Here is a 25,889-nt window from a genome sequence, read left to right as displayed (position 1 = left end):
CCGCCCTCCCCCTCTCTCCCCCATCGCACTCTCGGGCCTCCCCATGCCCATTTTCAAACTGGAGTTCCCCATGAAGTTCGTTGAGAAGGCCCAGTTCCTCGCGTACGACCCTGGCGTCACGCCCCGCGAGGGTGGCCTTCCCGGACTCGACGTCCTCAAGAACGTGATCAGCTCCATCAACCTGTTCGGCATCATCGCCGTCGTCGGAGCGCTGGCCATCTCCGCGCTCGTCTGGGCCTGGGGCCACCACAGCGGCGGCCACCAGGCGGAGGCGAACGGCAAGAAGGGCACCGTCGTCGCGGCGGGTTGTGCCCTACTGCTCGGCGCCGCCAACGGCATCGTCGCGTTCTTCTCGGCGATGGGCACGCAGGTCCACTGATGCCGAAGAAGCGTCTCTCCGAGGGCAGGCACAGCGCTCCTGCCACCTCGTCGGTCTGGCGGCGGACCCTGATCGGTGCTGTCGTGCTGGCCGTCCTGACCGGGGTGGCCGGACTGCTCGCCTACTTCACCCGCACCGATGCCGGCGGTAGCGCGAAGGAACCGGAAGCCAGGGCGTCGGCCGCTCCGTCCGTCCCGGCCAAGCCCTCTGCGGGATCGGGGGGCAGCGCCCCGACGCCGCCCACGACCAGTGACCCGATCGTCTTCGGGAAAGCAGCAGCCCAGGCCCTGTGGAGTTATGACACCCGCGCCCTCTCTCAGCCGGAGCACTTGGCCGACATCCAGCGGTGGATGACAAGCGAGGCGAAGTACGCGGACTGGGCCTCCGTCACCAAGCAGATCCCTGATCCTGTGCTGTGGTCCCGGCTGCGGGACAACCAGCAGCACATCACCGCCACCGTGGGCGAGGGCCACTTCCCGGAGGCGTTCAAGGCTGCTCTCGCCTCGGATCCCGGGGCCATCACCACCGCCTACGTCTACGCCGTCACCGTCTCGGGGCGTCAGTCCATCGCCTGGGCCGGTGCCGGCGGTGGAGCGGAGGCCCGCTCCCTCACGCTCGCGGTTCAGTGCCGGCCGCAGCAGAGCTGTGCGCTGGCCGGCGTACTGCCGACCGTCTCGCCATGACTCCCCCCGTCCCTGAAAGGAGGTACCCCTTGTGGGAGCCTGCGACATCCCCATGATGGACAAGGTTTGCGGCATCGTCGGCGGCGTGGTCGGTTCCACCGGCGAAGCCGTCACCGACGGCATCGGCGCCTGGATCGCCAAGTCCATGGGCGAGATGGCCCAGGGCGGCGCCGATCTCGCCGCCCAGGCCGTCGACCAGACGACCGGCATCGATCTCAATGCCGAGTGGTTCCGCTCGAACTACGAGCTGCTGCTGCCGATCGGCCTCATCCTGACCGTCGGCACCTTCTGCCTGCAGCTGATGCGCGCCGCGTGGCGCCGCGACGAGCGGGCACTCGCCCAGGCCGTCAGCGGCACGGTCGGCGGCGTGATCTTCGCGTTCGCCGCCATCGCCTTCACCACCGTCGCCCTCACTGTGGTCGACGCGTTGAGCGCCGGCTTGTTCCAGGCGGCAAACAGCTCGATCGACGACGCGGTACGGCGCATGATCAAGGTCAACCTCTACGGCGCGATGTACGGCTTGGGCTGGGGCATCCCCTCCATCGTCGCTCTCGGCGCCGCCGTCGGGGCGTTCCTGTACTGGGCCGTGATGGTCGCCCGCAAGATCGGGATCCTGGTCCTGGTCACCTTGGCGGTCTTCGCGGGTGCCGGCGGCGGCTGGGAGGTCGCCCGGCGCTGGCGGCGCGGCTGGATCGAGGCCACCGGCACGCTGATCGTCAGCAAGATGCTGATGACGATCGTGTTCCTCCTCGGCATCTCCGCCATGGGCAAGACTGATCCGGCGGACGGCCTCGGTGCCCTGTCGGACGCAATGGCAGGCATCGTGATCATGGTGCTGGTTCTGCTGTGTCCGTACGCGACCTACAAGTTCGTCCACTGGGCTGCGGACGGCGGCGGCCAGGAGGATCTGCACCGCACCGGTGTGGCGGGCGCGGCGGTGGCCGCTCGAGCCGCGAAGACGGCAGGGCAGCTCGCTGTTCAGGCCGGTACCGGTATGCCTGCTCCACAGGGACCGGCAAAGGTGCCGGGGCAGGGCTCCGACGGTGTCGTGTCCGGGATCGATCCGAGCGGAGGCTCGGGAGAGATCTCCGGCGGTGAGCAGAAGCAGACCAGCTTCCGGTTCGGCGAGGACGCTGCTGCCACGGGCGACAAGGGCCGCGCGCTCATCCGTCGGCCCCCCAGTGACGGCGATCGCGGGCAGCCGCTGATCCAGCGCCCCGGCCAGGACGTCGGCGGCGCGTCGGCCCAGGCTGCCTCCGCCGCGTCCGGGCCCACGCCGCAGGGCTCCGGGGGATCGGCCACGCAGCCGATCCAGGTGCACCGGGCCGCGCCTCGTACCGGCTCGGCGGGTCCCGTCGGCGGGCCGACACCGCAAGGCGGCGCCACATCGCAGTGGTGGGTCTACCCCAGCCAGCAGAACGGTCCGGCCTCCTAGCCCTGCCCAACCAGGGGGCGGGCCGTGGTCTGTACGGCCTCAGCCCGCCCCCGTTCCCTCACCTCGCGCTTTCTCTCGACGTTCCAAGGACGGCCCCGCCATGCCCTTCGACTCTCCACAGCCCGACGGCCCTGCCACGGTGAAGTTCCCCCACCGCTCGCGCCGGGGCGTCCTGCTCGGACTGTCCGCGCCACAGCTCGTCGCCACCACCATCACCGGCCTGCTCCTGCTCGCGGTGCTGATGGCCTCCGGTGTGGCCGGCGCGCTCAAACTGATACCCCTGTGGGCGCTCATCCTCTCGGCCGTCTTCGTACGCCATCGCGGCCGGTCGCTCGCCGACTGGGCACCGATCGCCCTGCGGTACACATGGCGGCGTAGCAAGTGCCAGCTGGTCTGGCTCACCCGGCCCTCCAGCCGACCGCGGCGCGACGGACTGCTCCACCTCCCTGGCACCGCGGCCTCCCTGCGCGTCGTCACCTCGGCGGACGGCCGTCTCAGCGCCGTCCACGATCCCCACAACGGGACACTCACCGCGGTGGTCAAGGTGTCCTCGCGGGCCTTCGCCCTGCTCGATCCCTCCACCCAGAACCACAACGTCGCCAGCTGGGGCCGCACTCTCGCCGCGCTCGCCCGCACGGGCCATATCGCCCGGGTCCAGGTGCTGGAGCGCACCGTGCCGGACAGCGGCGACTCCCTGAACCGGTACTGGGGCGCGTACGGCAATCCCCAGGCGCACCTTGCCGGGCCGATCTACGCCGACCTGCTGACCGCCGCTGGCCCGGCCGCGGCCCCGCACGAGAGCTACGTGGCGCTCGCCCTGGACCTCAAGGCAGGCCGCCGTCTGATCAACCAGGCGGGCGGCGGGCTCACCGGCAGCTTCGCCGTCCTCACCCAGCTCACCTCCACCTTCGACCAGGCCGCCCGCACCTCCGGCCTCACCCCGGGCGGCTGGCTCCTCGCCACCGAGATCGCCGCGGTGATCCGCACCGCCTACGACCCCAAGGCTCTGGCAGCCCTCGACCAGTGGTCGGCCACCGGACGACCGCAGGCCGACCCGGCTGCCGCAGGCCCCGTCGTCCTGGTCGAGAAGGCAGACCGGATCGAAACCGACTCGGCCCACCACGCCACCTTCTGGATCGAGAATTGGCCCCGGATCGAAACCTCTCCCGGCTTCCTGCACCAGCTTCTCTTCACCTCTGGGGTACGACGCACCCTGTCCCTGACCTACGAGCCCAAGGGGCTGGACGCCGCGCTCAAGGACGTGCAGCGCAAGAAGGCCACCGTGATCGCGGACGCCGCCGAGCGTCAGCGCAAGGGCCAGGTTGACTCCGAAGAGGACTCGGTGGAGTACGCGGACATCAAGGACCGCGAACGCCAGCTCATCGCCGGCCACGCCGACGTCGCCCTGACCGGGTTGATCACCGTCTCCGCCGACACCGCCGAGCAGCTCAACTCCGCCTGCGCGGCCATCGAGACCGCGGCCGTCGCCGCCCTCGTCGACCTCCGGCCGCTGACCTGGCAGCAAGCCGAGGCCTTCACGAACGCCGCGCTGCCGCTCGCCCGCCCGTAGCCGACCGAAGGGGTTCCTCATGCCGACCGAGTCCCAGGCGGAGCTGGCGTACGCCACCGAGGCCCTCGACTTCCACCGGGCGATCACCGTCCCGGCCGGACCCGTCGCAGCGAGCCGCACCGAACTGGACGGCCTGCACCGCCATCTCCTCTCCCTGTACGCCCTGTTCGACGCCCACGCGACTCGTACTCGACCGCTGGCCAGGGCGGAGGCCGACCAGCTGCGGGCGGCCCGGATCCGGATATGGCAGGCGGCCGAGCATCTCCACGACGCCTTTCACGCAGCTCCCCGCCCCAGCACCGGCGTCATCCCCTCGCGCGAGGAGTGCCACAGCCGCCTCCCGCAGGGAGCGCCCGAGCTGACCATCTGCCGACGCCACCTGGAGACCGCCGTCCTCGTACGGCGCTACCACACCCCCGCCGAGCTGCGCGGCCCGTCCACCCGACTCTGATCCAGGAGCACCACCACCATGTCCTCCCGCACCCGGGCGACCGCCAGCCCCCTCTTCGTCCCACACAAGACCGACCGCCGCTCCGCCCGCGTGGCCCGTGACGAGTTCGCCGCCGCCCGCGTACAGGCGAGGCACGCCTCCCAGCCGGAGACCCTCCGTACGAAGACCGGCGCCGACCCCGAACTGCGCCCTACCTACCCGGCCGCCGGCCGCCCCGGACCGGCCTCCGGCCGCGGTGGGCGGCTCAAGCTCCCCGCCCACCGCATGACAACCGCGACCGCGAGCGGCGCGTACCCCTTCCTCGCCGAAGGCGGTCTCGGCGCCCAGGGGATCTACGTCGGCCAGGACGTCCACGCGGAAGCGGCGTTCACGTACGACCCGTTCGCCCTCTACGGGCGTCTGGAGGGCTTCACCAACCCCAACATCCTGCTCGCGGGAATCATCGGCATGGGCAAGTCCGCCCTCGCCAAGTCCCTCGCCGTGCGCGCCGTGGCCTTCGGGTACCGCATCTACGTGCCCTGCGACCCGAAGGGCGAGTGGACGGTCGTCGCCCAGGAACTGGGCGGCCAGACCATCGCCCTGGGCCCCGGTCTCCCCGGTCGGCTGAATCCCCTGGACGCTCCGGCCAGGCCGCACGCCATCAGCGAGGCCGACTGGACCACCGAGGTCCGCAAGCGGCGCCTCCTGCTGCTCGGCTCGCTGGCGAAGACCGTTCTTCGACGCGAGCTGCACCCCATGGAGCACACCGCCCTCGACGTCGCGCTCGACCACGTGGTGGCGTACCGCACCTCGACCGGCACCACCCCACTGCTCGGCGACATCGCCTACGTCCTCGGCTCCCCCGAGCAGCTCGAAACCGCAACCGGCGACCGGTCGGGACGCCTCGGACACGCTGCCGAAGACCTCGCCCACGCGCTCCGTCGCCTCATCCACGGTGACCTGGCCGGCATGTTCGACGCACCGTCGACCGTCCGCTTCGATCCCGGCGCGCCGATGCTGTCCATCGACCTGTCGCGGCTCGGCGGGGCAGGCGACGACACTGGCCTCGTCCTCGCCATGACCTGCGCGAGCGCCTGGATGGAATCCGCCCTGTCCGATCCCACCGGCGGGCGCCGCTGGGTGATCTACGACGAGGCGTGGCGCGTGATGCGGCACGTCGCCCTGCTGGAGCGCATGCAGTCCCAGTGGAAGCTGTCCCGAGGCCTGGGCATCGCAAACATGATGGTCATCCACAGGCTGTCCGACCTCTTGACCGCCGGGGATGCGGGGTCGCGGGGACGAGCCCTGGCCGAGGGCCTGCTGACCGACTGCTCGACCCGGATCATCTACCGCCAGGAGGCCGACCAGCTGGCCACCGCGGCCGCCGTGCTCGGACTGACCGGGGTGGAGACCCAGGCGGTCTCCGCCCTGACGAAGGGCCGCGGCCTGTGGAAGGTCGCCGGCAGGAGCTTCATCACTCAGCACCTGCTCCACCCGCGGGAACGGGAACTGTTCGACACCGATCTCCGCATGGCCGCGTAGGTCACGGGCACTCCGGTAGCCGTGATCAGCGAGCCGACGTGACCCGCACGTCGAGCGTTTGACGCACGCCGTGGCAAGGCAGAGGCAGCTTCACTCCGAACCCGGCGTCACGTGCCCGAGCACCCACTGCTTGACGCGCGCAATCGTGCCATTCGGGTCAGCCGCCGTCGAGTAGACGACGAACTCCGTGTAACCCGGCTCGGAGATCGGCAGTGCCGGGAGGGGATGCTCGCGCAGGCGGACCACGAGGTGCCCGGCGGCGAGCAGGTCCCGAGACTTTTCGAGGTCGAGGTCGCCCTTGTCCGCGTGCCAGTAGGAACCGTCGTATTCGATGACGAGCTTCTGGCCGTGGGCGAGGTCAACCGAGATGTCGACAAGCCACGCTGCACGACGGGTGAACGCATCGTGGCGAAGTGACTGACCGGATGCAGCGTTGCCGAAGACCCGCTCCGCAGCCGCGTGGTGATCCAGCTCAACCTGCGACTTACCGTGTTCCCGGCACTCGGGGCAGCCGCTGCCAGCCGACCGAGACGCCAAGGAGACCTGCCACACGTGCTCGGGGCTTGCCGCGCACACCCAGGTGGGCACGAACGGAGTCTGACCCGTCGGGCGCACGTGCCAAGCGGAAACCGGATTCGCGGATGACCACTCCGCTGCCAGCTCAGGGAAGTGGTAGGCGAGCGAGTCGAGGATCGTGCGACAGACGGGACATCGGAGTCGCTGCCCTTTGTCACGCTGTGCTGGTGTTTCCTCCCACTCATGGCCACAGTTCGGATCCTGCCACCACCGGGCCTTGCGCGACCCAGGTGACACCGCTGCCAGTTTGACGGCCCCATTCTTGACCGGATGCCACTGCGAGGCGATCTCCGCACCGAGCCCGAAGGCAGCGGGATCGAGCTCACCATCCAGCATCCGCTCGATCCGCGTGTCCTGGCCGCGGCAGGACGGGCACCCCGACTGCAGGTACGTGTGAGGCGAGAGACGCGGGTGGTGTCCTTGCGGGCAACGGAATCGGCGCAGCGGCCCAGAACCCGCGACTGACACGGTGCGCGGATCCGCGTCATCGGCCCACGCCGCGAGCAACTCGGGTACGTCGGCAACCGGTGTCGCCTTGTAGCGCTCGTACTCCGCGTTCCATGCGGCGCGGCGTTTCGGCTCACAATCGGGGCACTTCGGGATCGTGACCATGTCGATCACTCTCTTCAGGAACTGCAGTCCGCAATCGGGGCAGCACCACGAGACCTCTCGAAGCGCTCTGAGACCGACGGTCTCCCATGCAGCGGCGTCGTTGGTTCCGTGATCCCACCAGTCGAGGACGTGAAGGCCGCTGTCCTTGAGTAGATCGCGCTGCTTCGTCTTCGGCTGCGACACACGGGAAGTCTGCTGGTCACGACGGGGGTTGGTCTGGCACCGGCACCCGAACGCAATGTCCCCCATCCGGTCTGCGCTCAAGCGCCCGCAAAAGCGGCAGCGAACGTGGTGCGGGTCGTCCTCGAGCGACGGATCGGTCAAAGGTCCGATGTAGTCGTAGCCATTCTTCTCGGCGTGCTCTCGTGCTTCGGCGAATGTGACGGGAGCCAAGTTCGCGTATGCGCCCTTGAGGTCACGGGAGCCCTGTGCCCACCGTTTCCAGTAGCACGCCCGGCATGTGGCTTCCCCGCTCGCGTTCTTCTCGACGGTGTACTCGAGTCTGTAATGCGCTTCGCAGCCACACACCAGGCACCGGGTCAAGCGCCAGGCCGTCGGCTTGACGAAGGGTTCCAGCGGTTCGAGATCGCCCCTGCGAAGAATCGCGGTGATGTGGGCATCACACCAGGCAGCGCGTGAGCGCGTCCGGAACGCGGCCGGCTGCGGACAGCTTGGCTCTGAGCAGGGCTGGGGCGGCGCCGTCCGAGGCGAAATGGAACTCACGCGCGGATTGTCCCACGCCTGCGGTGGCTCATGTCCGCCGATCGGTCGAATGGCAAGGCACGGCCAACACCGTCCAAATCCGCGCGGACAAACCACCCTCGTCCTGCCCGAGCACGGGCGCCGAACCTCGTGTCGCGACCGCATACACCTGATCCACGGCTCGGCCAAGCCCGGTCTCCGGATTGACCCTTGCGCTCCACGGCCTTGCGGGCCTGTAACGGCTCCGCTGATGCCAACTCCGCACCGAGATCGGTACGAGCAAGGAGCCCCAGCCAGTGGCCCTCCCCAATGAGCCAGACGTCGCGTTCAGTTGGCACCCCGACCTCGGTGTTGCGGCGGCCGTCGCTGACGCGCGTCCGTACATCGATGGGGTCCTGCGTCAACACGGCTTCAGCCACAACGCGGGCAGGGACCTCTACTTGCTGCCGTCGGGCACACCGCACGCGGCCGCGGTACGTGCGGCGGCTAGCGCAAGCCGCCGCTTTCAGGAGGCTCACCTGACCGTGATGGCCGATCCCCGGCTCACGGCCGTTCAGGTTGACACCCATGAGGCTCCGATGTCCGACGGCCCTCGCCCACGGCATGCAAGCGGTGTCGGCGAAGTCCTGGAGCAGATCCGCGACAAGCACGGCGGCTCGGTCACCGATCTCGGGGCGTTCATCGACACGGCGGCCGCCTGGTGCGACCGGATGGGCACGTCCAGTGGGGAGGACCTCGCTGACGATCTCCGATCGCTCTCCGCCGAGGTGAACACGTCAGTCAGGCCGGCGAGCCGTGCTGCACAAGCGCAGGCAGCCACGGCCTCCTCCGTTCGTCGCCCGGCCTCGGCACCGACCGCACCCATTGCCGCCCCACGCCCTGACTCCCCTCCGGTCAGGCCCAACCGTTCCCGTTGACCAGTCCCCCTCGTCCCCGAGAGAAATGCACTTCCATGGCCGTCAAGACCTTGTGGTCGATCGAGCACGACTGCGGGCACACCACGCAGGCCGATTTCTCCGATCGTCCGGCCGATCGCCGTGCCGGCTACGCACGTTGGCTTGCCCGTCGTGATTGCACGGACTGCTGGCAGTCCTGCCGTAGCCAGGACGCCACGTCGCAATCGGATTGGCTGGAGCAGGAGCGTTCCGCCGAACAGGCCCGCGCAGACGAGTGGGCCGAGCGGTATCGGATGCCGCCGCTTGAGGGCGTCGGACGTGCTCTCGCCTGGGGGTCGAGGTGCCGTCACCAGCTGGTGACGGCCGCCTACACGGCCCTGGTCGTGGAAGGCGAGATGAGCGACGCCGAGTGGGAGGGGTTCGAGGGCTCTCTGCGGCCACTCACCCGCGCCGGCTGGTGGATCGACCGGCGGGATGCCGACCCGGAGGACCTTCCCGAGCTCGTCGAAGCCGCCACCTCGGACGACCGGCCCACCGAGAACCCGTTCTTCTGAGCCGCACTCCGGAACCGCACGTGCACAGGTCAGGTGCTCGACCGGCCACCCCGCAGAAATCCAGGAGTCCTTCTGTGAACCGCAGATCCTTCGCCGTCTCGGCCGTCTCGCCCACCCTCACTTCCCCTGACCGGACTGTGACTTGCCCTCACCTCGTACCAGTACGCCCACGTCCACCACCGGCACCGACTTCCTCCTCTGCGTCCTCCTCGCAGCTGTCGGGCTCGGAATCGGTGCCGGATCCCTGGCCTGGTTGTTCGGCAACCTTGCCTACTCGCTGATCGGGTCCTCCGGGCCCTGGAGCGCGTACAAACCGATGACGGTCTTGCTCCACTCGTCCGAGGCCTGGCCGGGTCTCCCCCGGGTGGCTCTCGTCATCGCCTGCTACGTCCTGCCCTCGCTGACCGTCCTGTCGGCCGCGCTGGTGGGCGGAGGTATCTGGCTCCGCCTCCGTGGCAATCCGAGGGGGTTGGCCGGACAGCGTGAGCTCGCGTCCCTCCTGCCGAAGGAGGGCGCGGCGAAGTCCATCAGCCTGCGTCCCAGCCTCTCGGGCAGCAAGCCCAAGGACGTGGCCCCGAACGATCGCGGGGTGCTGCTCGGTACGCTGCAGCCCGGTCGCAGGGAGATCCACTCCTCGTGGGAGGACGTCCTGCTCGCCATCATGGCGCCGCGTTCCGGCAAGACCTCGGGCCTCGCGATACCCGCGATCCTCCGCGCGCCCGGGCCGATTCTGCTGACCTCCAACAAAGCGGCCAACGACGCCTTCACTGCCACCTTCGGCGCCCGCGCCAGCGTCGGGAGGGTCTGGACACTCGACCCTCAGCAGATCGCCCACGCAGATCGAACCATGTGGTGGGACATCCTGGCCGACGCCCGTGACCTGGCCGGCGCCCGCCGTCTGGCGGGACACTTCGTGACCGCCTGCGTCGACGAATCGAGCGCAGGCGACTTCTGGTCCACGGCCGCCGCCAACACCCTCACCGCGCTCTTCCTCGCTGCGGCCAACGACGGCCGCCCGATCACCGACGTACTCGGCTGGCTCGCCTCTCCCGCTGACCGCACTCCCGTCGACCTGCTGCACGATGCGGGGCTGGAAGCCGTGGCCGCCCAGCTCCACGGCACGGTTGCGGGCGCCGTCGAGACGCGCGACGGCATCTTCGAGACGGCGAGGCAGTACGCGAGCTGCCTGCTCGACCCGGGTATCGCTTCCTGGGTCACCCCTCCCCAGGATGCTGTCGAGGTGCGGGAGTTCCGGCCGGAGACGTTCGCCACCAGCAAGGACACCTTGTTCCTGCTGTCGAAGGACGGAGGCGGGTCCGCCTCCGCGATCATCGCGGCCGCGGCCGACGCGGTAATGCGCGCCGCGGTGATCCAGGCCGAACGCGACGGCGGCCGGCTCGACCCTCCCCTGCTTGCGATCCTCGACGAGGCCGCGAACGTATGCAAGATCAAAGACCTTCCCGACCTGTACTCCCACTTGGGGTCCCGCGGGGTCATCCCGATCACGATCCTTCAGAGCTACCGGCAGGGCCAGCGCGTCTGGGGCGACGCCGGGATGGACGCTCTCTGGAGCGCTTCGACGATCAAACTCATCGGATCGGGCATCGACGACGCCGACTTCGCCGACAAGCTCTCGCGGCTCGTGGGCGACCACGACGTGCGCACCGTCTCGGTGTCCACCAGCGAGTCCGGCAGGTCGACTTCGGTGTCCATGCGGCAGGAACGGGTGCTGCCTGCGGATGCGATCCGCGCCCTGCCCAAGGGGTCCGCGCTCCTCCTCGCGACCGGCATCCGGCCGGCTCTCCTCAGCCTGAAGCCTTGGTACCGGGAGACGGACGCCGACCGGCTCGCCACCGCATCGGCGAAGGCCACCGCGGCCATCACCGAGCGGGCCGTCGGCAAGGCCGTCGACCAGGACGAGTTCGGCAAGGCGGCGTAGGTATGACACCGCTGCTGCACGCGGAGCAAGCCACCCTGGGTGCGGTGCTCCTGGAGCCACACCAGCTCGGTGGACTCGCGCCCTGGCTTCAGCCGGCCCACTTCTACCGTCCGATCCACCAGGCCCTGTACGCCGCGGCCCTCAAGCTGAGGGACGACGGTCATCCCGCCGCCTCGCTCGGGGCGGAGGAGCCGGTCCCCCTGTCGTGGCTGGCCGACACCGTCGTCGAGGCCGGCACTCAGACCCGGGGCGTCACCGCGTCGTACGCCCACCAGGTCGTGTCCTCCTGTCCCCGCCCAGGTCATGCCGTGGTCTACGGGCGGATGGTGCTGGAGGGAGCGATCCGCCGCTCCGTCGCGCAGCATGCGACCCAGCTCCATCAGGCCGCTCGCGCCGATGCTCCGCGAGGAACATCGGAGGATTCGGTCCGCCAGGCCGAGGCGCTCGCGATGGCCCTCAGCGACCTCGGCGGCCGGTGGGGTACCGACGTACAGCCGGTTCCTCACCCGCTGCCACCCTCATCCGTGCCGGCCGAACCGGACGAACAACTGCTGGCTGAAGAGGAGTACCTGCTCGGCAGCCTCAGTGCCCGCCCCGAGCAGCTGGGCCAGGTGGTGAGCTGGCTGCATCCCGGGGACTTCGCCGACGCCGGCCATCAGCAGGTCTACCGAGCGTTGGGAGCTCTGCACCATCGGGGTGAGCCCGTCGACCAGCTGACCGTGCTGTGGGAGATCCAGCGTCGCGGCGCGCTCGCCGACCAGACGCTGGATACGGATCGAGTGCTGCGGATCTGCGACAGCTCATCGCTCGGCGGGGCTGCCGAGCACTACGGCGAGCGCGTGGTGCGCGCAGCCCTCGTCCGTACCGCCGCCGACACCGCTCGTCGGGTACATGCCCTGGCCGACGACGAATCCCTCGCTCCGGGGAGGCTGATCGGCCACGCCCTGCATGCGCTCGGGCCTCTGAGCGCCGTCCGCGACCGCTTGCGCACAGCCACCGGTGACGTGCTGGCCTCCCCGCCTGCGCCTGCCAGGGCGGCACCGGCACGTGAAGCGCGAGCTGACGCCGCGCGCATCCGCAGCAGCGCCCGTCGTCCGGGCTCGCCCCCAGCACCAGCCTCCACTCCACGTCCCATCTCCTTCCGCCCTGCCCCACGACGGAGTCCCTCATGACCGAACGAGCAGTCCACCCGCCCGACGAGACGTTTGCGCTCAACGCCACCGCCCGCGCCTTCGAGGAGTTGCGGGACATCGTCAAAGTGCCCTCGAGCCGACAGGAGATACCCGATCTCTTCGTCGCAGCCGACCGCTTCAGCATCTTTCTGCGTTGATCGCGGACGTATCTGACGAAGTCCTCTTCCGCGTTGCCACCGATACGGCGGAGCCCGACCCGGGACCGGTGATCTTGGCCTATACCTCGGCGCTCGTACCCGCCGGACGGGCGATGGAGGGTCTGACCGCCTCGGCCGAGCAGCTCGGCTTCCTCCGACGCTTCGCCCACGTCCTGCCCGGCGCTCCGGAGCTCGAGGAGGGTCGGGAAGCGGCGTTCCTAGTGGTGCAGGATCGTCTGAAGACCGTACGTGCGGAGCTCGGCGGCGCTGCCCAGCACCGCTGACCGGATCGGCCCCACCACGCCACGCCCCGTGGTCGCGCTCAACCGGTCTGCCCGCATCACGGACGCGACCACTCCTACCGCCCCGGCACCCCGCTCGACGACACCCGCACGGCTCGCGTACACGCCCGCTCCCTGTCATGGCCGATGACCAGATGGGGCCGAGCAGCGGGCCTCTGATCGGGAGCCTGTGTCGGGCTACGGCGGTCTCGACCTGGGTGCGCAGCAGCTCTGGGCAGGACTGTCTCGTGGCACGCCGACATCGATCCCGGCGCTTCGCGCATCCTCGCCCGGCACTTGTCGTCCGTCCGTGCAGCGCCACTCGGTGGTCCAGCCTTAGCCACCAGCTGGCGGGGCGCGCTATTCGAACCCGCGATCCCGCCGAGGCTTCGTCGGTCAATCAGTCGCCGGCAGCAACACCTGGTTGTGCAATCTGGGTGCTATTGGCGCCTACCGCCGCAGCTGCGGGCAGACCCCCAGTGCCCGCTACAGCTCACCACCTGGCGAACCCCAGGGAAGTGGAAAATTTTCGAGCGGAAGCCGAGAAAGTGTGAGAACAAGATCCTCTCGACGGAACTCAAGTCCAGCCGCGAGGAGGATACGAGTATGTCCGTCGAGGGCCTCGATGAACTCATCCGCGAGTCCTAGAGCTGCAGGGATGGCCCAAGCCTCATCGGGAAGGATCGTAGCCAGGTCGAGTTCTTGGACGGGCCGATGGACATGCACCAAAATTGGCTTAAATTCTTTCAGCGGCCCTCTCGAAGATCGCTCCACCCTTCGAATGATCCGGTCACCCGCTAATTCAAGTGCCCGCAATACTGAAATTTCGGCAACAGCAGTAAACAGGCGCAGATCATCTTCTCCCAGTGGCATATCCACCCACCCCTCCGCTCTTACCGACGCCTGATTTCAATCGGGAGGGCCCCAGATTCCTGCCAAGCCCTGGCAAACCACTGACCGATCTCGACCAATCTCCATACGTCCATAGATCCCACAGCACCAGTGGTATTCGATGTATCGGCTAGCTCGATATAGCCGTCAGCTTCCAGGAACCGAAGGCAGGAACGCTCCAGTGTGGGGTGCTTGAAATGTGTCGATCCCAGCTGTGCGAAAACCTGTAGCCAGAGATATTCTGCGTGCGTATACCTGTCGTTCTTCCAGGCCAGACGAGCCTTGAGTACGCGCAGATCATGGTCGTGGATGAGTCCAGCCGTGTGTTGATGGTGATGCGCCGCACACGCTCGAAGCAGGTTCCCGAAAACATCAGGTCCCCCCTTAGAGCGATCCCAGATGTGACAGTCCTCTTGAGCTGGCATGCGACAGTGAGTGAAAGGACAGACTCCGCCCACTTCTAGTCGCAGATCGCGCTTCAATGCGGCGGGAAGACTAGGGCGCGATGTGTTCATCGCAGTTCCCCAGAATTTCCATGGATGATGACTCCCCTACTGTCGTTTCCCAGTATCACCTGCAAGAAATAGACCGTCCCACACCAGGCGCAGGCACTGACGTTTTCTTGGCCACCTGCCATCAGCTTTGCCGTCAACCGCCTCCCTGACTTCTCAACCCACGCGGCATCGCGTTCTACTCCAGGTCTCGGAGTTGTTCCTCAGCGGCTCCAGGACGTACAACATCGTGGCATCATGCCCGACCCCCTAGGTCCAGAACCCGACACTGTCACCTGGACGAGCGATGCCACCGCATCTTTGGTGCACAGAGCCACGCGCGGCAACCACGGAGTGATACGTCCAGCCCGACTCCGCCTACTTGGAATCATGGAGTTCCACGAGGGGCACTGTGTGGTCGATATCGATTCCGACGGAGCCGGTGACGAGGCCGTCGTAGTACGAGTGCCAGACGCCCCCGGTGATGGTGCAGCCAGCCGTGGCCGCTCTCGCGGGACTCGCCCTCCGGTACAGGGCTGCCCACATAGGCGGGCGAAGTGAAGTGGCGCGGCTGTACTCCGGATCTCCGGCCGAGCCAAATCGCCGATTCCACGGACCCTCGACATGCCATTTATTCGACTCCGCCAAGGGGCTCGCCATGCCCGAACATGACCACGCCGGGCCGGTACGTGTCTCGGACCACGACCTGGACGATCTCGTCGCCACGGTTACACGGCTGGTCACTGACAGCCGAAAGCACGACGAGAAGATCGCGCGCCTGGAAGAACCGGCGGAACTGATCGAGGACTCCGACCTGGCCTCGACGGTGCGGCCGGTGCTGTCCGGCTCAGGAGACGCACCCCACCCTCCTTCGGACGCTTCGTCCTCCTTCTTCATCTTGGCACTGGACGGCACTGCGTACGCGGACGAGTTGGCTGCCCTGACGGACTGGGTCCACCACCTTCTGCTGCCGGTATACGGCCGGGAGATCACCACCAGTCGTCCCTGGTGCGGACAGTGGTCCGAACACCCCGAGGCAGTCGCCCGCCTCCACGGCCTGTGGCTGGCATGGCAGCAGCTCACCGATGCCGAGGCCGGCCCCGCCGGACCCTCCACATGGCACCGGGACCACCTTGATCCCGCCTGGCAGCAACTCCGTTCCCCTGACGGTCCTTTCGGCGCTTGCACCACCAGCCCCACACGGCCCGCGCACCGGCTCCTCTCTGCGCCCGAAGCGGTGGTCTGAGATGGGATCCACCGACAAACCTGCAGGCCCGCCGGACTACCGGATCACCGGCTTCGGACCGGCCAACGCTGTGACCGAGGACTCCTACGAGCTCGTCGCCTCAGCAGCGGAGGACCTTGCCGTCGTTGCTGCGCACCACAGCGCCAACGGCAGGGACACCTACTTGGTCCTCTACGACGCCGCAGCGATCTACGGCCACCCGGGCGCCCCGGCCTACGTCGCCGTGCACGTCACCAGGGACCTCGAGCGGCGCGTCTTCGACTTCGATCACGCGCACCACCCTCTCGTGCCTTTGGCACAGAACTGGCTGATCGAGAAGGGCTGTCCGCTGGATGCCATCCGAGCATTCACCCACCGCGGGCCCCAGCCGGCAGACGCCCTGACCTCCCGGCTCGAAGGACTCCTTCGGACCAATGTCGGGCAGCGGTACCTGGTTCTGGACCACTACACCGATCACCAGAGCAGCTCCGACGCCGGGGCCCGGACTTCGACCCTCGTCCACGATCGCCACCCTCTCTCCGCTACCCACCCGTACAGGGTGTTCCTGGAAGAGGTCACCCTGGACTTCGAGACCTACACCGTGCGGGAAGGAGCATTCAGCAGTATCGAGGCTGCGGACCTCTGGATTGCCGCTGTCGACCTACCGCTGCCGCCTGCACCAGCGCCGGTCCAGGGGCGGCGTGCTGACGCAGCTCGGGCCCGGACTACGTGCGCCAACGCAGCACCCTCCGCACCCTCGGATGCCACCAAGACCGGTGATCGAGTCGGAAGGACACCTGCATCCGCCACCCGCAGGGGCTCGCGATGAAGACGGCCCGCTTCGCGTTCGCCGCTCATCCTGACGCCCTGGCCGACCTGCGCCGGGTGCCAGACCAGATTCGGGATCTGGCCCTGCTGGAACTGCAGCACCTCGTCCACGGCAACGAACGCGGGGCAGCCATGCAGCGCGAGCTCGCCGGCTGTCACAAGGTCTACGTGGATCCAGAGACGCGCTGGCGACTGGTCATCCAATTCCGCGACGCGCCGCCCTCGTCCCAACACCGGCGGGAGATATACCTGCTCGCGGTCGGCGAACGCCAGGACAACGCCGTCTACCGCACCGCCGCGCGACGCCTCCACCACACGGCACCGATCGAGACCCCCGACCGCGTCAACCCGCGAGCGCAGGCGGCCCGCGCCCGATCCATGCACCCCATGTCCGTACGAGAGCCGTCACTCCAGGAGGTTCCCGCCTTTGCCTCTTCCCCCGTCCGCTCCGCAGCCCGGCCCGGACGCAGGACCCCGTAATACCGAGGAGGTCCTCGTCGCTCCCGTGGCCCTGGCCGGGAGCGGATCCAGCCGGACCGTCTCCGAACCTATGGACAGGGCCGCAGGCTGGTCCAAGGTCATCGCCTTCGGAACCGACGCGTACTACACCAGCCCGTGTCAGCGAGTGCGGATCGCGAACCCTGTGGAGAGTCACTACGGAGGCTGGACCATCACGTTCGCCGAGGATGCTCTCGGCGTACCGGACTGGATCACCACGTTCGACCGGGACACGCCAGCCGAGGTGGTCAACGCCTTCACCACCACACTCGTCGAGGGGTTGGGCAACACCTTCCGCGACCGCCTCCAGGGCGGGCAGCACTTCGCCCCCAGCAGCCCAGCAGCCCTGCTCTCCCAACGCGACTGGCAACCGGCCGACCGCCAGCCCGGATCCCATTACCAGCTCTCGCCGGACGGCCATGCCGCCTATCGGATACGCATCGGCCGGCTGCACGAATACGACGAACTGATGGACCCCGAGCTCTCCACATGGCGACTCTCCGGGGGCCTGGATCCCCTCACCACGCCGACCTGGCAGGCGTACTTCAGCACCAGCACGCCCCAGCACCTGGTGGCAGCCTCCGCCATGGCGCTCGCGGACCGCGAGCCGGTCTCGCGGTCCGCCGACTCGATCCCGGAGCTTCATCTCCCACTGGTCACCGTCCAACCCGCCACCGCCTCCGCCCCGCAGCGACCGCGAACCGCGGCAGCCCTTGCCCGGTCCACGAGGGTGCCACGGACCCCCGACGGCGCTTCGCCCGCCGCTCCGGCTCAGGCCGCCTACTCCTCCCCGCCCCGCCGGCAGCGCTGACGCCCAGGCGGGCAGAGGCGCTTCGCCCACGGCAGACGCGCATCCGCCGCAACAACTGACAAGGATCGCGATCATTTTGAGGCGGCCACCCAGATTGCTGCGAAGAGCGAATCGCATTGGCCTTCCTGGGATGCCCCTGACGCCTCCGGCACGGTCCGACAGGCACTCTTCCAGCCAGCCGTGTGAGTGCTTATCGTCTTTTGTATGGCCAACGGGGTGTTCCACACCAAGTACGGCATCGAAATCAATTTGACCTTCGAAGACTTGGGGCACCGCGATCGCCCCGGTCTGCTGGAAGAAGTCACGCGACCCGTCGGCGAGCGGGAGCGCGACCTCCTGCAGTGCCTGACCGACTACAAGGGCGGACAGTGCGAGTGCGCGCTGGCCGACAAGACGCCCTGGATGTTCGTACGTCGACAGCGCCGCGGTGGCCGAGTCGCGTGGGTGGCCGCGCATCTTCCGCTGACTCACGCTGCGACGCCCGAGGAAAGCGACAAGCACAAGGCGATGAAAGAGCGAATAGCCCGCTCCGCTTCGCGCCATGGGCTGGACGTGCAGGTGGAGGCGCGGTCGGCGGACGGCCGGGTAGTCACCGACGTTCTGGTATCCGGCGCCGGGGCTCGGGTGGGATGGGAGGCCCAGTACTCCCCCATCAGTGCCAGCACGGTACGGCGACGCTCCGGAAGAGCGCGGGAGAACGGCATCGCACCGCTCTGGGTCACCGGCGACGCGTCATCATCCATCATCGACCGTGCACCCTGGACCCGGGTCGACGACGTGCCGTGGCAGCGCATCGTCTCACCGCTCGCGATGGTCGTCCGTGGTGGTGTGCGGCACCTGCAGATCTGGAAGTGCACGCCGAGCAGCGAGCGGCCGTGCCCCGAAACCGGTCAGCACTGCGGCAAGTTCCACAGTGGCTGGTTCCTCCCCGCCCTGTGCGTCCCACGAGAGCGCGCCACGGCTCTGGATGAACTCGTCGTCACCAGCGCCGACGGGGAGCACGTGGCCGTCCGCGTCCGCAACAGCCATGATCCCAGGCGGACCTCCTACCTTTGGGCCCTTGCGAAGGATGTGGAACGCTGGCGCGACCTCACGGGCGAAGCCGACAGCCCACCGGAGGAGCAGCCGACGGATGACGAGCCGGTCACCTTCGCCGAGGAAGAACTCGACAGCTCTTGCCGGTACGGCCACCATGACGGCCGTCACTTCAGCGACCCCCGGCCACGGCGAGACATGTCTTCCGCTACGGGTCTGCACACATTCGACGAAGCCCCCGACCACCCGTACCGCTCCCCCAGTCGGCCGGTGCAACTGCGGCGCCTGTCCGCCCGCGAACGCGCCGTCATTGCAACCGAGCTCGGCTGTCCGCCGTGGGAGATCGGACCGTGCATGCTCTGCGCGGAACCCATCCACCGTTACGGCCGGTCCAGTCCACTCGTGTGCTCCAGCTGCCGGGCTACTACCCAAGTCCGGTGAGGGTCATCGCCGCGGGCGGCGATTCGCCCCGGCAACAGCACGGCCTGCTGCATCGGTGAGCTCCGCAGCGCCCTGCCGGACGCTCACCGCCTTGGTTCCCGGACGGTGGGGTGCGGAGCCAGACGTTGCGGGGAGCTTCGCTGTTCGCCGCAGGCGCCAGACCAGGACGTCCGTGAGGTTGTCCGCAGACTCCAACTCGCGCTGGTCGATCACTCCCTGGAGTAGTGCTGTCGGCTCGTAGCCTGCCCTTTCGGCTTCGTCGAGCGTGGCCGCGAGTGCGTCCCAACCAGGATCGGTCAGAAGCTGATCGACACGGTCGGGAAGAGCCGAGCCCAGGGCGTCAGCATGTCGTCGCCGAGCGGATGGAGTGAGCCGTCGACCCTGCTCGCGCATCGCGCCAAGCGGGGACGCGGAGGACGAACGGTATGCCGCTCGGAGGTGCCATGCCGCCTGGCGGGCGGCGGCGGCCTGCTGGGCGTGCCCGCGGGCGGAGTGCCAGTGCACGGCGGCGATCGTGGCGAGGACGAGTGTGGACAGCAGCATCGCGGTGGCGCCGCCGTCTTCACCTCGACCGAGGGCGTCGCCGGCACGGAGGATGCCTCGTGCGGCGGAGCGGATGGCGCGGTTGTCCGAGCGCTCTGCGCGGATGTGGGAGCGGGTGGCGCGTTCGAAGGCACGGGCTGCCTGATGCAGTTCGCCGCGTGTCGAGACGGGTGAGGTCTGGGCGAGGGCGTCCAGCAGTTCTCCCACGCCGACGAGCTGGGCGGCCGCGTCTTCGTCGTCGTCTGCCGTGAGAGTCGCTGCGGCTCGCTCGACCAGTGGGGAGGCAGTGCGACGGGTACGGGCCGGGCGCGGGCGATCCTGGTCGTCCCCGCTGGGGCCGTCGTCCAAGGGACCCGCAGCGAGGCGTTGGCGGATCTTCGGGAGTGAGAGGTCGGGGGCCAGTTTCGAGCCGGAGAACCAGATGGGCTCCCCGTCGCGGGTGCGGTCACCGGGGAGGGCCACCTTGTAGCCGAGGGTGTCGCCGGAGGGCGCGAGTCGCTTCTCGACCCGGAGCCCTGCATCCCTGAGTCGACGGAAGAACTCCTCGTCGTTCGCCGCTCCGGCCAGTGCCTGGCGGACGGACTCACGGAGCGTCTCCCGGCTCGGCTCGGAGCGTCCGGTGCGTTCGGCCTTCGATCGTTCGGCACTTGTCGGACGCTGGGCGGCGGTGCGGTCACCGGGGTTGAGGGCCTGAAGGCCGAACTCCGCTTCGATCCTGCGGCACTCGGCCTGAGCCCTGATTCCATCCTGGTGCCGGCGCGGTCGGCGCCCGTCTTCGCGCACGAGGGTGGCGACGAGGTGAATGTGGTCCTCGGCGTGCCGTACGGCGATCCAGCGGCAGGCCTGGCTGTCGCCCTCTTCGGCGATGCCGGTGGCGTGGATGATCCGCCGGGCGACCTGCGCCCACTCGGCATCGGTCAGGTGGCGGTCGCCGGGGGCGGTTCGTACGGGGCAGTGCCAGACATGGCGAGCCGGCCGCCGGTCTTTCGGTAGGGCTAGGACAGGCAGGTCCAGCCGGTCGGTGAGCTGCTTGAGGGTGACGGCGGAGTCTCCGCCCGGGTCAGGGGCAAGCTCTGGCAGCCAGGAAGCCACCAGGTGGGGGTCGGTGTGTTCGTCCCGGCGGCCCGGCCCGTAGAGGTAGGCGAGGAGCCCGTACGTCCGGCTGCCGGTGGAGATGTCGGGTACCACGCGGTCAGCGCTTCGCGATCTGGGTTGCGGCAGCTTCGACCCGGGTAGCGGCGCGCAGGACGCGGCGTACGGCTTCGTCGGCGTAGTCGGCGTGGCCGCCGCTGTTCAGTACGCGGGCAATCTGGTTCAGGTTGTTGCCGACTCGGACGAGTTGGGTGCTGGCGCTCATGAGCTCGGCGACGAGGCCACGCTGGTCGAGGAGCCAGGTCTTCGGACCGTCCTGGGCTCGTGCGACGGCGACTGCGGCGTCGGCGAGGAAGCCTGCGGTCTTCAGTCCGACGGCCTCGGCGGCGCGTTGGATGTCGTCGAGCTCGTGACGGGTGAGGCGGACGCTACGTACGTGGTCGCGCTGCTCGTGCTGGCGCAGGCGGGGGCGCGTGCGCGGGGCGGAGCTGGGTGGATTCTCCTCTCCTGGCTGCGGTCCGCCCTCGGTCGCAGCGATCGGATCCGGCGCCCCCTGGTGCCGGTCCTCCGCCGCCCCTGAGGGGGCGGGGGCATGCGCTTCCGAAACTCCTCCGCGGCCACGGGCTGCGGAGGAGTTTCGGAAGCTACAGCTTGCTCGGCCGGGTGCCGGGCAGTGGTGCTGCTCGGGGCCGGTGGGAGGCTCGGCCCGTTCGCCGGCACGACTCACCGGTGCCGCTCCGATGCGGGGCGGCGGAGGTCGAGGAGGGTCCGGGCCACGTAGTCGATCGCGAGCACTGGGTGGTGGAGTGTGAAGGGCGTGCTGGTGGTGGTGCGCCAGACGGTCCAGGCGCCGTCGGGGCCGTGCTCGAACCGGTGCAGGTGGCCATGCCCGAGCAGCACGGTCAGCCAGGTGTCGACTTCGGCTCGGGTCGCGGGAGTGGTGCGCCGCATGATGTCTCCGGTGGTGCGTGGGGATGGTGGTGGTCGGGTTCTGGGCCAGCGGCTGCCCCTGCTTGGGCGCCGGGGTGGTGCATGGGATCGTCCGGGGTCACCGAGGCCGGGTGTCCTGGCCGACGGCCTCCGTCCGCAGTTGGTCCATCAGGCCGGTCAGACGGTCGTTGGCCAGCGGGAGGCCCTGACCTCGGATGGCGTCCGCGACGACCTGGCGGGTGGCCTTGCCTGCTTCGGTCACCGCGCGGCGGGCGATCGGGAGGAGGTCATCGACCGGCGGGATGGTGTCCTGGGGCGCCGGCTGAGCTGTCCGCAGGCCGCGTGCTGGACGGGAAGCGGGAGGCATCGTCGGGTGCTGGTGAACGGCTGGAGCGGGTCTGCTGCCCGCTGGGTTCTGGTCACCGGCTCGGTTCGCCCCGGTGAGCTGCACGATTCTCCGCTCAGGGGTGACCGGGAGGTGGCTGTCCTGTCCCGTCCGGTCAGTCGGCGAGCCGGACAGCCGATCAGCAGTCGCTGGGCGGGTGACGGTCGTTCGGACAGGTCGGCCGTCCCCGTCCTCCGGCTGACCGGGGACACCGGACACCTCTGCCCGGCGGGCGATGAGGATGTACAGGTGGACGCTGCCGGCGAGGGCGAGCGGCGCGAGGGTGGACAGGATGCCGACGGTCAGGTCGCCGAGCCGAAGTCCGGCGCCGGAGGGCTGTTGTTGGTTGAGGCGGATGGCGTGGAGGGCGTTGGCCCAGATCGAGGCGGCCGTGGCGCTTCCGAAGAGCGTCCAGACGTAGGTGCGGGCGGTGAGTGGCGCGGTGCTCATGACGAGCAGTGCACGCACTCCGTAGGCGATGAAGCCGTCGATCACGAGGGGGAACAGGTAGGTCAGGAATCCGCGGACGTGGATGGCGGTGGCCATCTGCTGGAGTGCGTCGTACGAGAGCGCGCAGGCGGCAGCGCCGAGGGTGACGATGGCGGCGCGGTCCCAGCCGGTGATGCGCGCGGCGGCTGCCCGGTCCGTCACGCGGCCCTCCCGAGCTCGGTGTCGCCAGGTCCCTGCGCGGTGGTGTCGGTCGGCGGCGCGACGTCGACGGGCCTGGTCGTCTTCCGGGGTTTCCTGGTGCCGATGGCTCGGTTGCGAAGCTCGCGGCGGGTCTGGCGGTAGAGCTTCCCGGCGTGGTCTTGAGTGACCTTGAGGAGGCGTGCGAGCCGGTCGATGTCGGTGCCGGTTTGGTAGGCGGCGCGGGCGACGGCTTGGCGTTCGGCTCCCGTGAGGTGGATGTCGCGTCCTGCGAGGGCGGCTTCGACCCGGGCGTAGTCCAGCCGGTTGGCCAGCGTGCTGTGCAGCGAGGTGCGTTCTTCTTCCGTCATGCCGCCTCGGATGCCTTCGCGGTCGCCGTTCTCGAGGGCGGCGTCCAGGCAGGTGCGGCGGACGGGGCACTGACGGCACAGGGCCTTCGCCGCGTGGATGCGGTCGGTCTCGTCGGGCTCGGGGAAGAAGAGGCCAAGGTCGACTCGGTGGTGCGGGGTTGAGCGGCAGGCTGCACGGTCCTGCCAGGTGTGGTCACCGAGGGTGCGCGGCGTGTAGGGGTCGGGGGTGGTCATGCGGGTGTCTCCGTATCGCCCCGGCCTGCGCTGAGGCAGGTGCAGGCCGGGGGTTGGTGCGTACGAGGGGGTGGGCTGCGGTGTCTCGCCCGGGGGGAGGTCAGATGGCGGTGGCCGCGTCGAAGCGGCGGCGTTGGGCTGCCAGGGCTCGTCTGCGATCCGGACCGTCGAGGATGACCTTGTCGGTCATCTCGGTGAGGCGGGACGCGACCCTGTCGCCAATGTGTTCTCGGAGGTCGGCCATGCCGAGGTTCGTCGTGAGCAGCGTCGGCAGCATCTCGTTGTAGCGGCGGTTGATGAGTCGCATCGTGATCTCCTCGGTCCATTCGCTGTTCTTGGCGGCGCCGAGGTCGTCGATGATCAGGAGGGGGCAGCGGGCGAGGCCCATGAGTTCCCGCTCGCCGTCGTGTCCGGGGCGGGGTCGCAGGTCCGCATAGAGGTCGGCGGCTGTCGTCGCCTTCCAGCGGAGGCGGACCCCGGCCGACACTAGGCAGCGGATCGCCCCGTACGCCTGATGCGTCTTGCCCGTGCCCGTGGTGCCGACGATGAGGAGCGACCTACCGTGCGCGATGCCCGGGGCTCCTCCGGGTCCGGGACGGCCGGCCTGCGCGATGTCCCGTACCCAGGCGCTGATGGCCGGGTGATCGGCGACCGCGTTGCGGTAGCGGGCGGGGATACGTGCCTCGGCCGCCTGGAGGGCAGGCAGCGGTTCCTCGATCGTCGCGGGGGCCATATCGGGGTTCTGGCCGCGGGAGATGAGGATGCTGGTGAGACGGCGGGCGAGGCCGCCGATGCGCTGGGCGTCGTGGTCGCGCATCACAGCTCCTCGGCGTAGGCGGTGGCCGGGTCGGTCGGATTGGCCCAGCCCCGGTGAGAGGGGAGGTTGGACCGCGGTCCCGTCCGGGCCAAGCCGGTGGGTGCGGCGTTCATCGCCTCGTGGACGAGGCTGGGCAGCGTGCTCGGGTGAAGTCTCTTGGCGCGGTGCTTGGTCAGGCCGTCGCGCACGTGGCCCGGGTCGATGCCCTCGGCCAGCAGCTTGGCGGTCTCGCGACCGAGGCGGCCGAGTACGTCGCGGGGCGGTCGGTGCGTGCATGCGGAGGCGTACTCGGCGATGAGCTGCTGTGCCGAGGCGGACTCGGGCGCGGGAGCGCTCGCGCTCCCCGAAGGTAGAGATCCTAGATCCACGTTCCTAGGTCCTAGATCCGGACCGTGAGGCATCACTGCGGGCTCACTGACGGCTTCGTGAGTCGTCATGGAGGACTCAGTGAATGCCCTCCGAGCTGCGGTTTTCTGATTGATTGAGGGCTCATGCATCCGTTCCGGGCCCTCCGTGAGTCCTCGGTGAGCGGGCATGGAGGCTTCATGGCTTGCTCCGTGAGGGCTCCTGGGTCCTGCGGCCGCCGCGCCCGCGCTGTCGTGCTGTGCGCAGGCGGGGTGGCGTATGCCGCTGGGCCGGTTGATCTTCTGGTGCTGATGCCAAGTGATGATGTGGAGGTACCGCTTGCCGTCCTCACCCGCGTACCGGCAGACGAGTTCTTGGCCCGCGAGCTGGGCCAGGTCATCCTCCACACCGACGGGGCCGTGGTCAGGGCGCAGGGACCACAGCAGCCCGGCGAGGACTGCGGGTTGATCCCGGAAGCGTCCGTGGTCGTCGGCCTGGGTGAGCAGGCCGAAGAAGGTGCGCTCGGCGGTGAGGGAGACCGCGGCGAGGGACTCGGAGGCGAAGGCCTCCGGCTTGATGGTTCTGATGCGAGCCATGGTCAGCGCGTCCCTTCGACCGTGGCGTGCAGTTCGGTCGTGGGGCGCAGGACCCCGCTGTCGAGGTCGAGGCCGTACGGCTGATCCCAGGGGACGTCGGGGTGGGCTCGGATGACCCAGCGCGCGGCGGTGAGGCCGCGGACCCGCGTGAGGGGTATACCGCGACCCAGCCTGTCGTAGGCGCGGCAGAAGGGGCTGGGCCAGCTCTGGGTCGGATCGAGCTGGGAGATGCGAAGGACTGCGGCTCCGGGCGCCATGTCCGCGAGGATGCGGGCGAGCCGGTGTGCCCGTGGGCTCCGGTACTCGGGCATGCGAGAATTCCTCACTCGTAGGTGGGGCGGGGCGGCCGTTCTCGTCGAAAAGGCCAGCCGACCCGCACCCGGTTATGAATCCGCGCCCTCCGGGGTGTCGGCGCGGTGCCCAGGAGCGGCTAACTCCTGGGCACCGCTCTCATCCGGAGCGGCGCGATTCCCCGGTGGTGACCCGAGGGAGCAGCAACATATGCATGGCATCCGGAACACTCCAGCGTTCAGAGGGTGTTGGCTGCCATCGACACCGACTCGACATACGCTCCCGCGAGGCCGCACAGGAAGACACCGCTGCGAGGCGCTGGGGTGGTGGTCAGGGGCAGGCGGCGACGTCCAGCCAAGGCGGCCGTGCACTGGAGGGCGACTTTAATGAGCCTCAAAGATCGACGTCAATAACTCTCGCTGAATTGATCCGTCGAAGTTTAGAATGTCCCCGTACGCGAAACACTTGGGCCAGGAAAATGCGACAGAGGAATTTCTTGTCCCGCCCTC

General features: G+C 69.0%; 27 protein-coding genes. 17 read left to right on the top strand and 10 right to left on the bottom strand.

Going from position 1 to position 25,889, the window contains the following annotated elements; translation table 11 throughout:
- Positions 1-70: 70 nt before the first annotated feature.
- The 6 genes from ACXNSR_RS34315 to ACXNSR_RS34290 all read left to right on the top strand — a co-directional run bounded on the left by ACXNSR_RS34315 (position 71) and on the right by ACXNSR_RS34290 (position 6,039).
- A complete protein-coding gene (locus ACXNSR_RS34315) occupies positions 71-379 on the top strand; it encodes a DUF6112 family protein (RefSeq protein WP_257553120.1) in 309 nt (102 codons plus the stop codon).
- Positions 379-1,062: a hypothetical protein gene (locus tag ACXNSR_RS34310; RefSeq protein WP_458639221.1), complete on the top strand. Its 684-nt coding sequence runs from the start codon at positions 379-381 to the stop codon at positions 1,060-1,062. The genes ACXNSR_RS34315 and ACXNSR_RS34310 overlap by 1 nt, the downstream gene beginning before the upstream one ends.
- Positions 1,063-1,093: 31 nt before the next feature.
- A complete protein-coding gene (locus ACXNSR_RS34305) occupies positions 1,094-2,497 on the top strand; it encodes an SCO6881 family protein (RefSeq protein WP_458639220.1) in 1,404 nt (467 codons plus the stop codon).
- Positions 2,498-2,597: 100 nt separating this feature from the next.
- Positions 2,598-4,067, top strand: coding sequence for an SCO6880 family protein (locus ACXNSR_RS34300; protein WP_458639219.1), 1,470 nt, complete (start codon positions 2,598-2,600; stop codon positions 4,065-4,067).
- Between the two features lie 19 nt (positions 4,068-4,086).
- Positions 4,087-4,518: a DUF6238 family protein gene (locus tag ACXNSR_RS34295; protein WP_458639218.1), complete on the top strand. Its 432-nt coding sequence runs from the start codon at positions 4,087-4,089 to the stop codon at positions 4,516-4,518.
- An 18-nt stretch (positions 4,519-4,536) separates the two neighbouring features.
- Entirely contained in the window at positions 4,537-6,039 is a 1,503-nt protein-coding gene (locus tag ACXNSR_RS34290) for an ATP-binding protein (protein ID WP_458639217.1), read from the top strand.
- Positions 6,040-6,129: 90 nt separating this feature from the next.
- On the opposite strand, the gene ACXNSR_RS34285 is transcribed toward ACXNSR_RS34290, so the two are convergent.
- Positions 6,130-7,410 (bottom strand): zinc-ribbon domain-containing protein, encoded by a 1,281-nt coding sequence (locus ACXNSR_RS34285; protein ID WP_458639216.1) that lies wholly within the window; start codon positions 7,408-7,410, stop codon positions 6,130-6,132.
- A gap of 815 nt (positions 7,411-8,225) precedes the next feature.
- Between ACXNSR_RS34285 and ACXNSR_RS34280 the strand changes: the two genes are divergently transcribed.
- The 6 genes from ACXNSR_RS34280 to ACXNSR_RS34255 all read left to right on the top strand — a co-directional run bounded on the left by ACXNSR_RS34280 (position 8,226) and on the right by ACXNSR_RS34255 (position 12,932).
- Positions 8,226-8,846, top strand: a complete 621-nt coding sequence (locus ACXNSR_RS34280) for a hypothetical protein (RefSeq protein ID WP_381590842.1) — start codon at positions 8,226-8,228, stop codon at positions 8,844-8,846.
- A gap of 35 nt (positions 8,847-8,881) precedes the next feature.
- On the top strand, positions 8,882-9,379 hold the full coding sequence (locus tag ACXNSR_RS34275; RefSeq protein ID WP_458639215.1) for a hypothetical protein: 498 nt from the start codon (positions 8,882-8,884) through the stop codon (positions 9,377-9,379).
- Between the two features lie 142 nt (positions 9,380-9,521).
- Positions 9,522-11,318, top strand: a complete 1,797-nt coding sequence (locus ACXNSR_RS34270) for a type IV secretory system conjugative DNA transfer family protein (RefSeq protein ID WP_458639214.1) — start codon at positions 9,522-9,524, stop codon at positions 11,316-11,318.
- 2 nt (positions 11,319-11,320) lie between these two features.
- Positions 11,321-12,490 (top strand): DnaB-like helicase N-terminal domain-containing protein, encoded by a 1,170-nt coding sequence (locus tag ACXNSR_RS34265; RefSeq protein WP_458639213.1) that lies wholly within the window; start codon positions 11,321-11,323, stop codon positions 12,488-12,490.
- Positions 12,487-12,648, top strand: a complete 162-nt coding sequence (locus ACXNSR_RS34260; protein WP_458639212.1) for a hypothetical protein — start codon at positions 12,487-12,489, stop codon at positions 12,646-12,648. Before ACXNSR_RS34265 ends, ACXNSR_RS34260 begins: the two co-directional genes overlap by 4 nt.
- Positions 12,645-12,932: a hypothetical protein gene (locus ACXNSR_RS34255; RefSeq protein WP_458639211.1), complete on the top strand. Its 288-nt coding sequence runs from the start codon at positions 12,645-12,647 to the stop codon at positions 12,930-12,932. The genes ACXNSR_RS34260 and ACXNSR_RS34255 overlap by 4 nt, the downstream gene beginning before the upstream one ends.
- Positions 12,933-13,415: 483 nt before the next feature.
- Here ACXNSR_RS34255 and ACXNSR_RS34250 read toward each other — a convergent pair whose 3' ends face one another.
- Positions 13,416-13,808, bottom strand: coding sequence for a hypothetical protein (locus tag ACXNSR_RS34250; protein ID WP_458639210.1), 393 nt, complete (start codon positions 13,806-13,808; stop codon positions 13,416-13,418).
- A 1,161-nt stretch (positions 13,809-14,969) separates the two neighbouring features.
- On the opposite strand from ACXNSR_RS34250, the gene ACXNSR_RS34245 reads away from it, so the two are divergent.
- From ACXNSR_RS34245 to ACXNSR_RS34225, 5 genes are all read left to right on the top strand, one after another.
- Complete coding sequence (locus ACXNSR_RS34245; protein WP_458639209.1) at positions 14,970-15,557, top strand: DUF4913 domain-containing protein; 588 nt, start codon at positions 14,970-14,972, stop codon at positions 15,555-15,557.
- A 1-nt stretch (position 15,558) separates the two neighbouring features.
- Positions 15,559-16,365, top strand: coding sequence for a hypothetical protein (locus tag ACXNSR_RS34240; RefSeq protein WP_458639208.1), 807 nt, complete (start codon positions 15,559-15,561; stop codon positions 16,363-16,365).
- Entirely contained in the window at positions 16,362-16,844 is a 483-nt protein-coding gene (locus tag ACXNSR_RS34235) for a hypothetical protein (protein ID WP_458639207.1), read from the top strand. The genes ACXNSR_RS34240 and ACXNSR_RS34235 overlap by 4 nt, the downstream gene beginning before the upstream one ends.
- 70 nt (positions 16,845-16,914) lie before the next feature.
- Entirely contained in the window at positions 16,915-17,673 is a 759-nt protein-coding gene (locus ACXNSR_RS34230) for an SPDY domain-containing protein (RefSeq protein ID WP_458639206.1), read from the top strand.
- A gap of 204 nt (positions 17,674-17,877) precedes the next feature.
- The gene (locus ACXNSR_RS34225; protein ID WP_458639205.1) at positions 17,878-19,149 is read left to right on the top strand and encodes a competence protein CoiA family protein; all 1,272 of its coding nucleotides are present in this window, start codon (positions 17,878-17,880) and stop codon (positions 19,147-19,149) included.
- Between the two features lie 3 nt (positions 19,150-19,152).
- Here ACXNSR_RS34225 and ACXNSR_RS34220 read toward each other — a convergent pair whose 3' ends face one another.
- From ACXNSR_RS34220 to ACXNSR_RS34185, 8 genes are all read right to left on the bottom strand, one after another.
- A complete protein-coding gene (locus ACXNSR_RS34220; protein WP_458639204.1) occupies positions 19,153-20,880 on the bottom strand; it encodes a relaxase/mobilization nuclease domain-containing protein in 1,728 nt (575 codons plus the stop codon).
- Positions 20,881-20,884: 4 nt separating this feature from the next.
- Positions 20,885-21,511: a MobC family plasmid mobilization relaxosome protein gene (locus ACXNSR_RS34215; RefSeq protein WP_458639203.1), complete on the bottom strand. Its 627-nt coding sequence runs from the start codon at positions 21,509-21,511 to the stop codon at positions 20,885-20,887.
- A complete protein-coding gene (locus tag ACXNSR_RS34210; protein WP_280913888.1) occupies positions 21,508-21,735 on the bottom strand; it encodes a hypothetical protein in 228 nt (75 codons plus the stop codon). The genes ACXNSR_RS34215 and ACXNSR_RS34210 overlap by 4 nt, the downstream gene beginning before the upstream one ends.
- Before the next feature lie 97 nt (positions 21,736-21,832).
- Entirely contained in the window at positions 21,833-22,750 is a 918-nt protein-coding gene (locus ACXNSR_RS34205; RefSeq protein WP_458639202.1) for a DUF2637 domain-containing protein, read from the bottom strand.
- Positions 22,747-23,331, bottom strand: coding sequence for a WhiB family transcriptional regulator (locus ACXNSR_RS34200; protein ID WP_458639201.1), 585 nt, complete (start codon positions 23,329-23,331; stop codon positions 22,747-22,749). The genes ACXNSR_RS34205 and ACXNSR_RS34200 overlap by 4 nt, the downstream gene beginning before the upstream one ends.
- Before the next feature lie 100 nt (positions 23,332-23,431).
- Positions 23,432-24,148: an ATP-binding protein gene (locus tag ACXNSR_RS34195; protein ID WP_458639200.1), complete on the bottom strand. Its 717-nt coding sequence runs from the start codon at positions 24,146-24,148 to the stop codon at positions 23,432-23,434.
- The gene (locus ACXNSR_RS34190; protein WP_458639199.1) at positions 24,148-25,089 is read right to left on the bottom strand and encodes a hypothetical protein; all 942 of its coding nucleotides are present in this window, start codon (positions 25,087-25,089) and stop codon (positions 24,148-24,150) included. The genes ACXNSR_RS34195 and ACXNSR_RS34190 overlap by 1 nt, the downstream gene beginning before the upstream one ends.
- Before the next feature lie 2 nt (positions 25,090-25,091).
- Complete coding sequence (locus ACXNSR_RS34185) at positions 25,092-25,400, bottom strand: hypothetical protein (RefSeq protein WP_458639198.1); 309 nt, start codon at positions 25,398-25,400, stop codon at positions 25,092-25,094.
- Between the last annotated feature and the right edge of the window lie 489 nt (positions 25,401-25,889).

The organism is Streptomyces sp. NC-S4, assembly GCF_054353315.1.
Note: the sequence above shows the minus strand (reverse complement) of the source record. Positions and strands in the feature narration are given on the sequence as shown.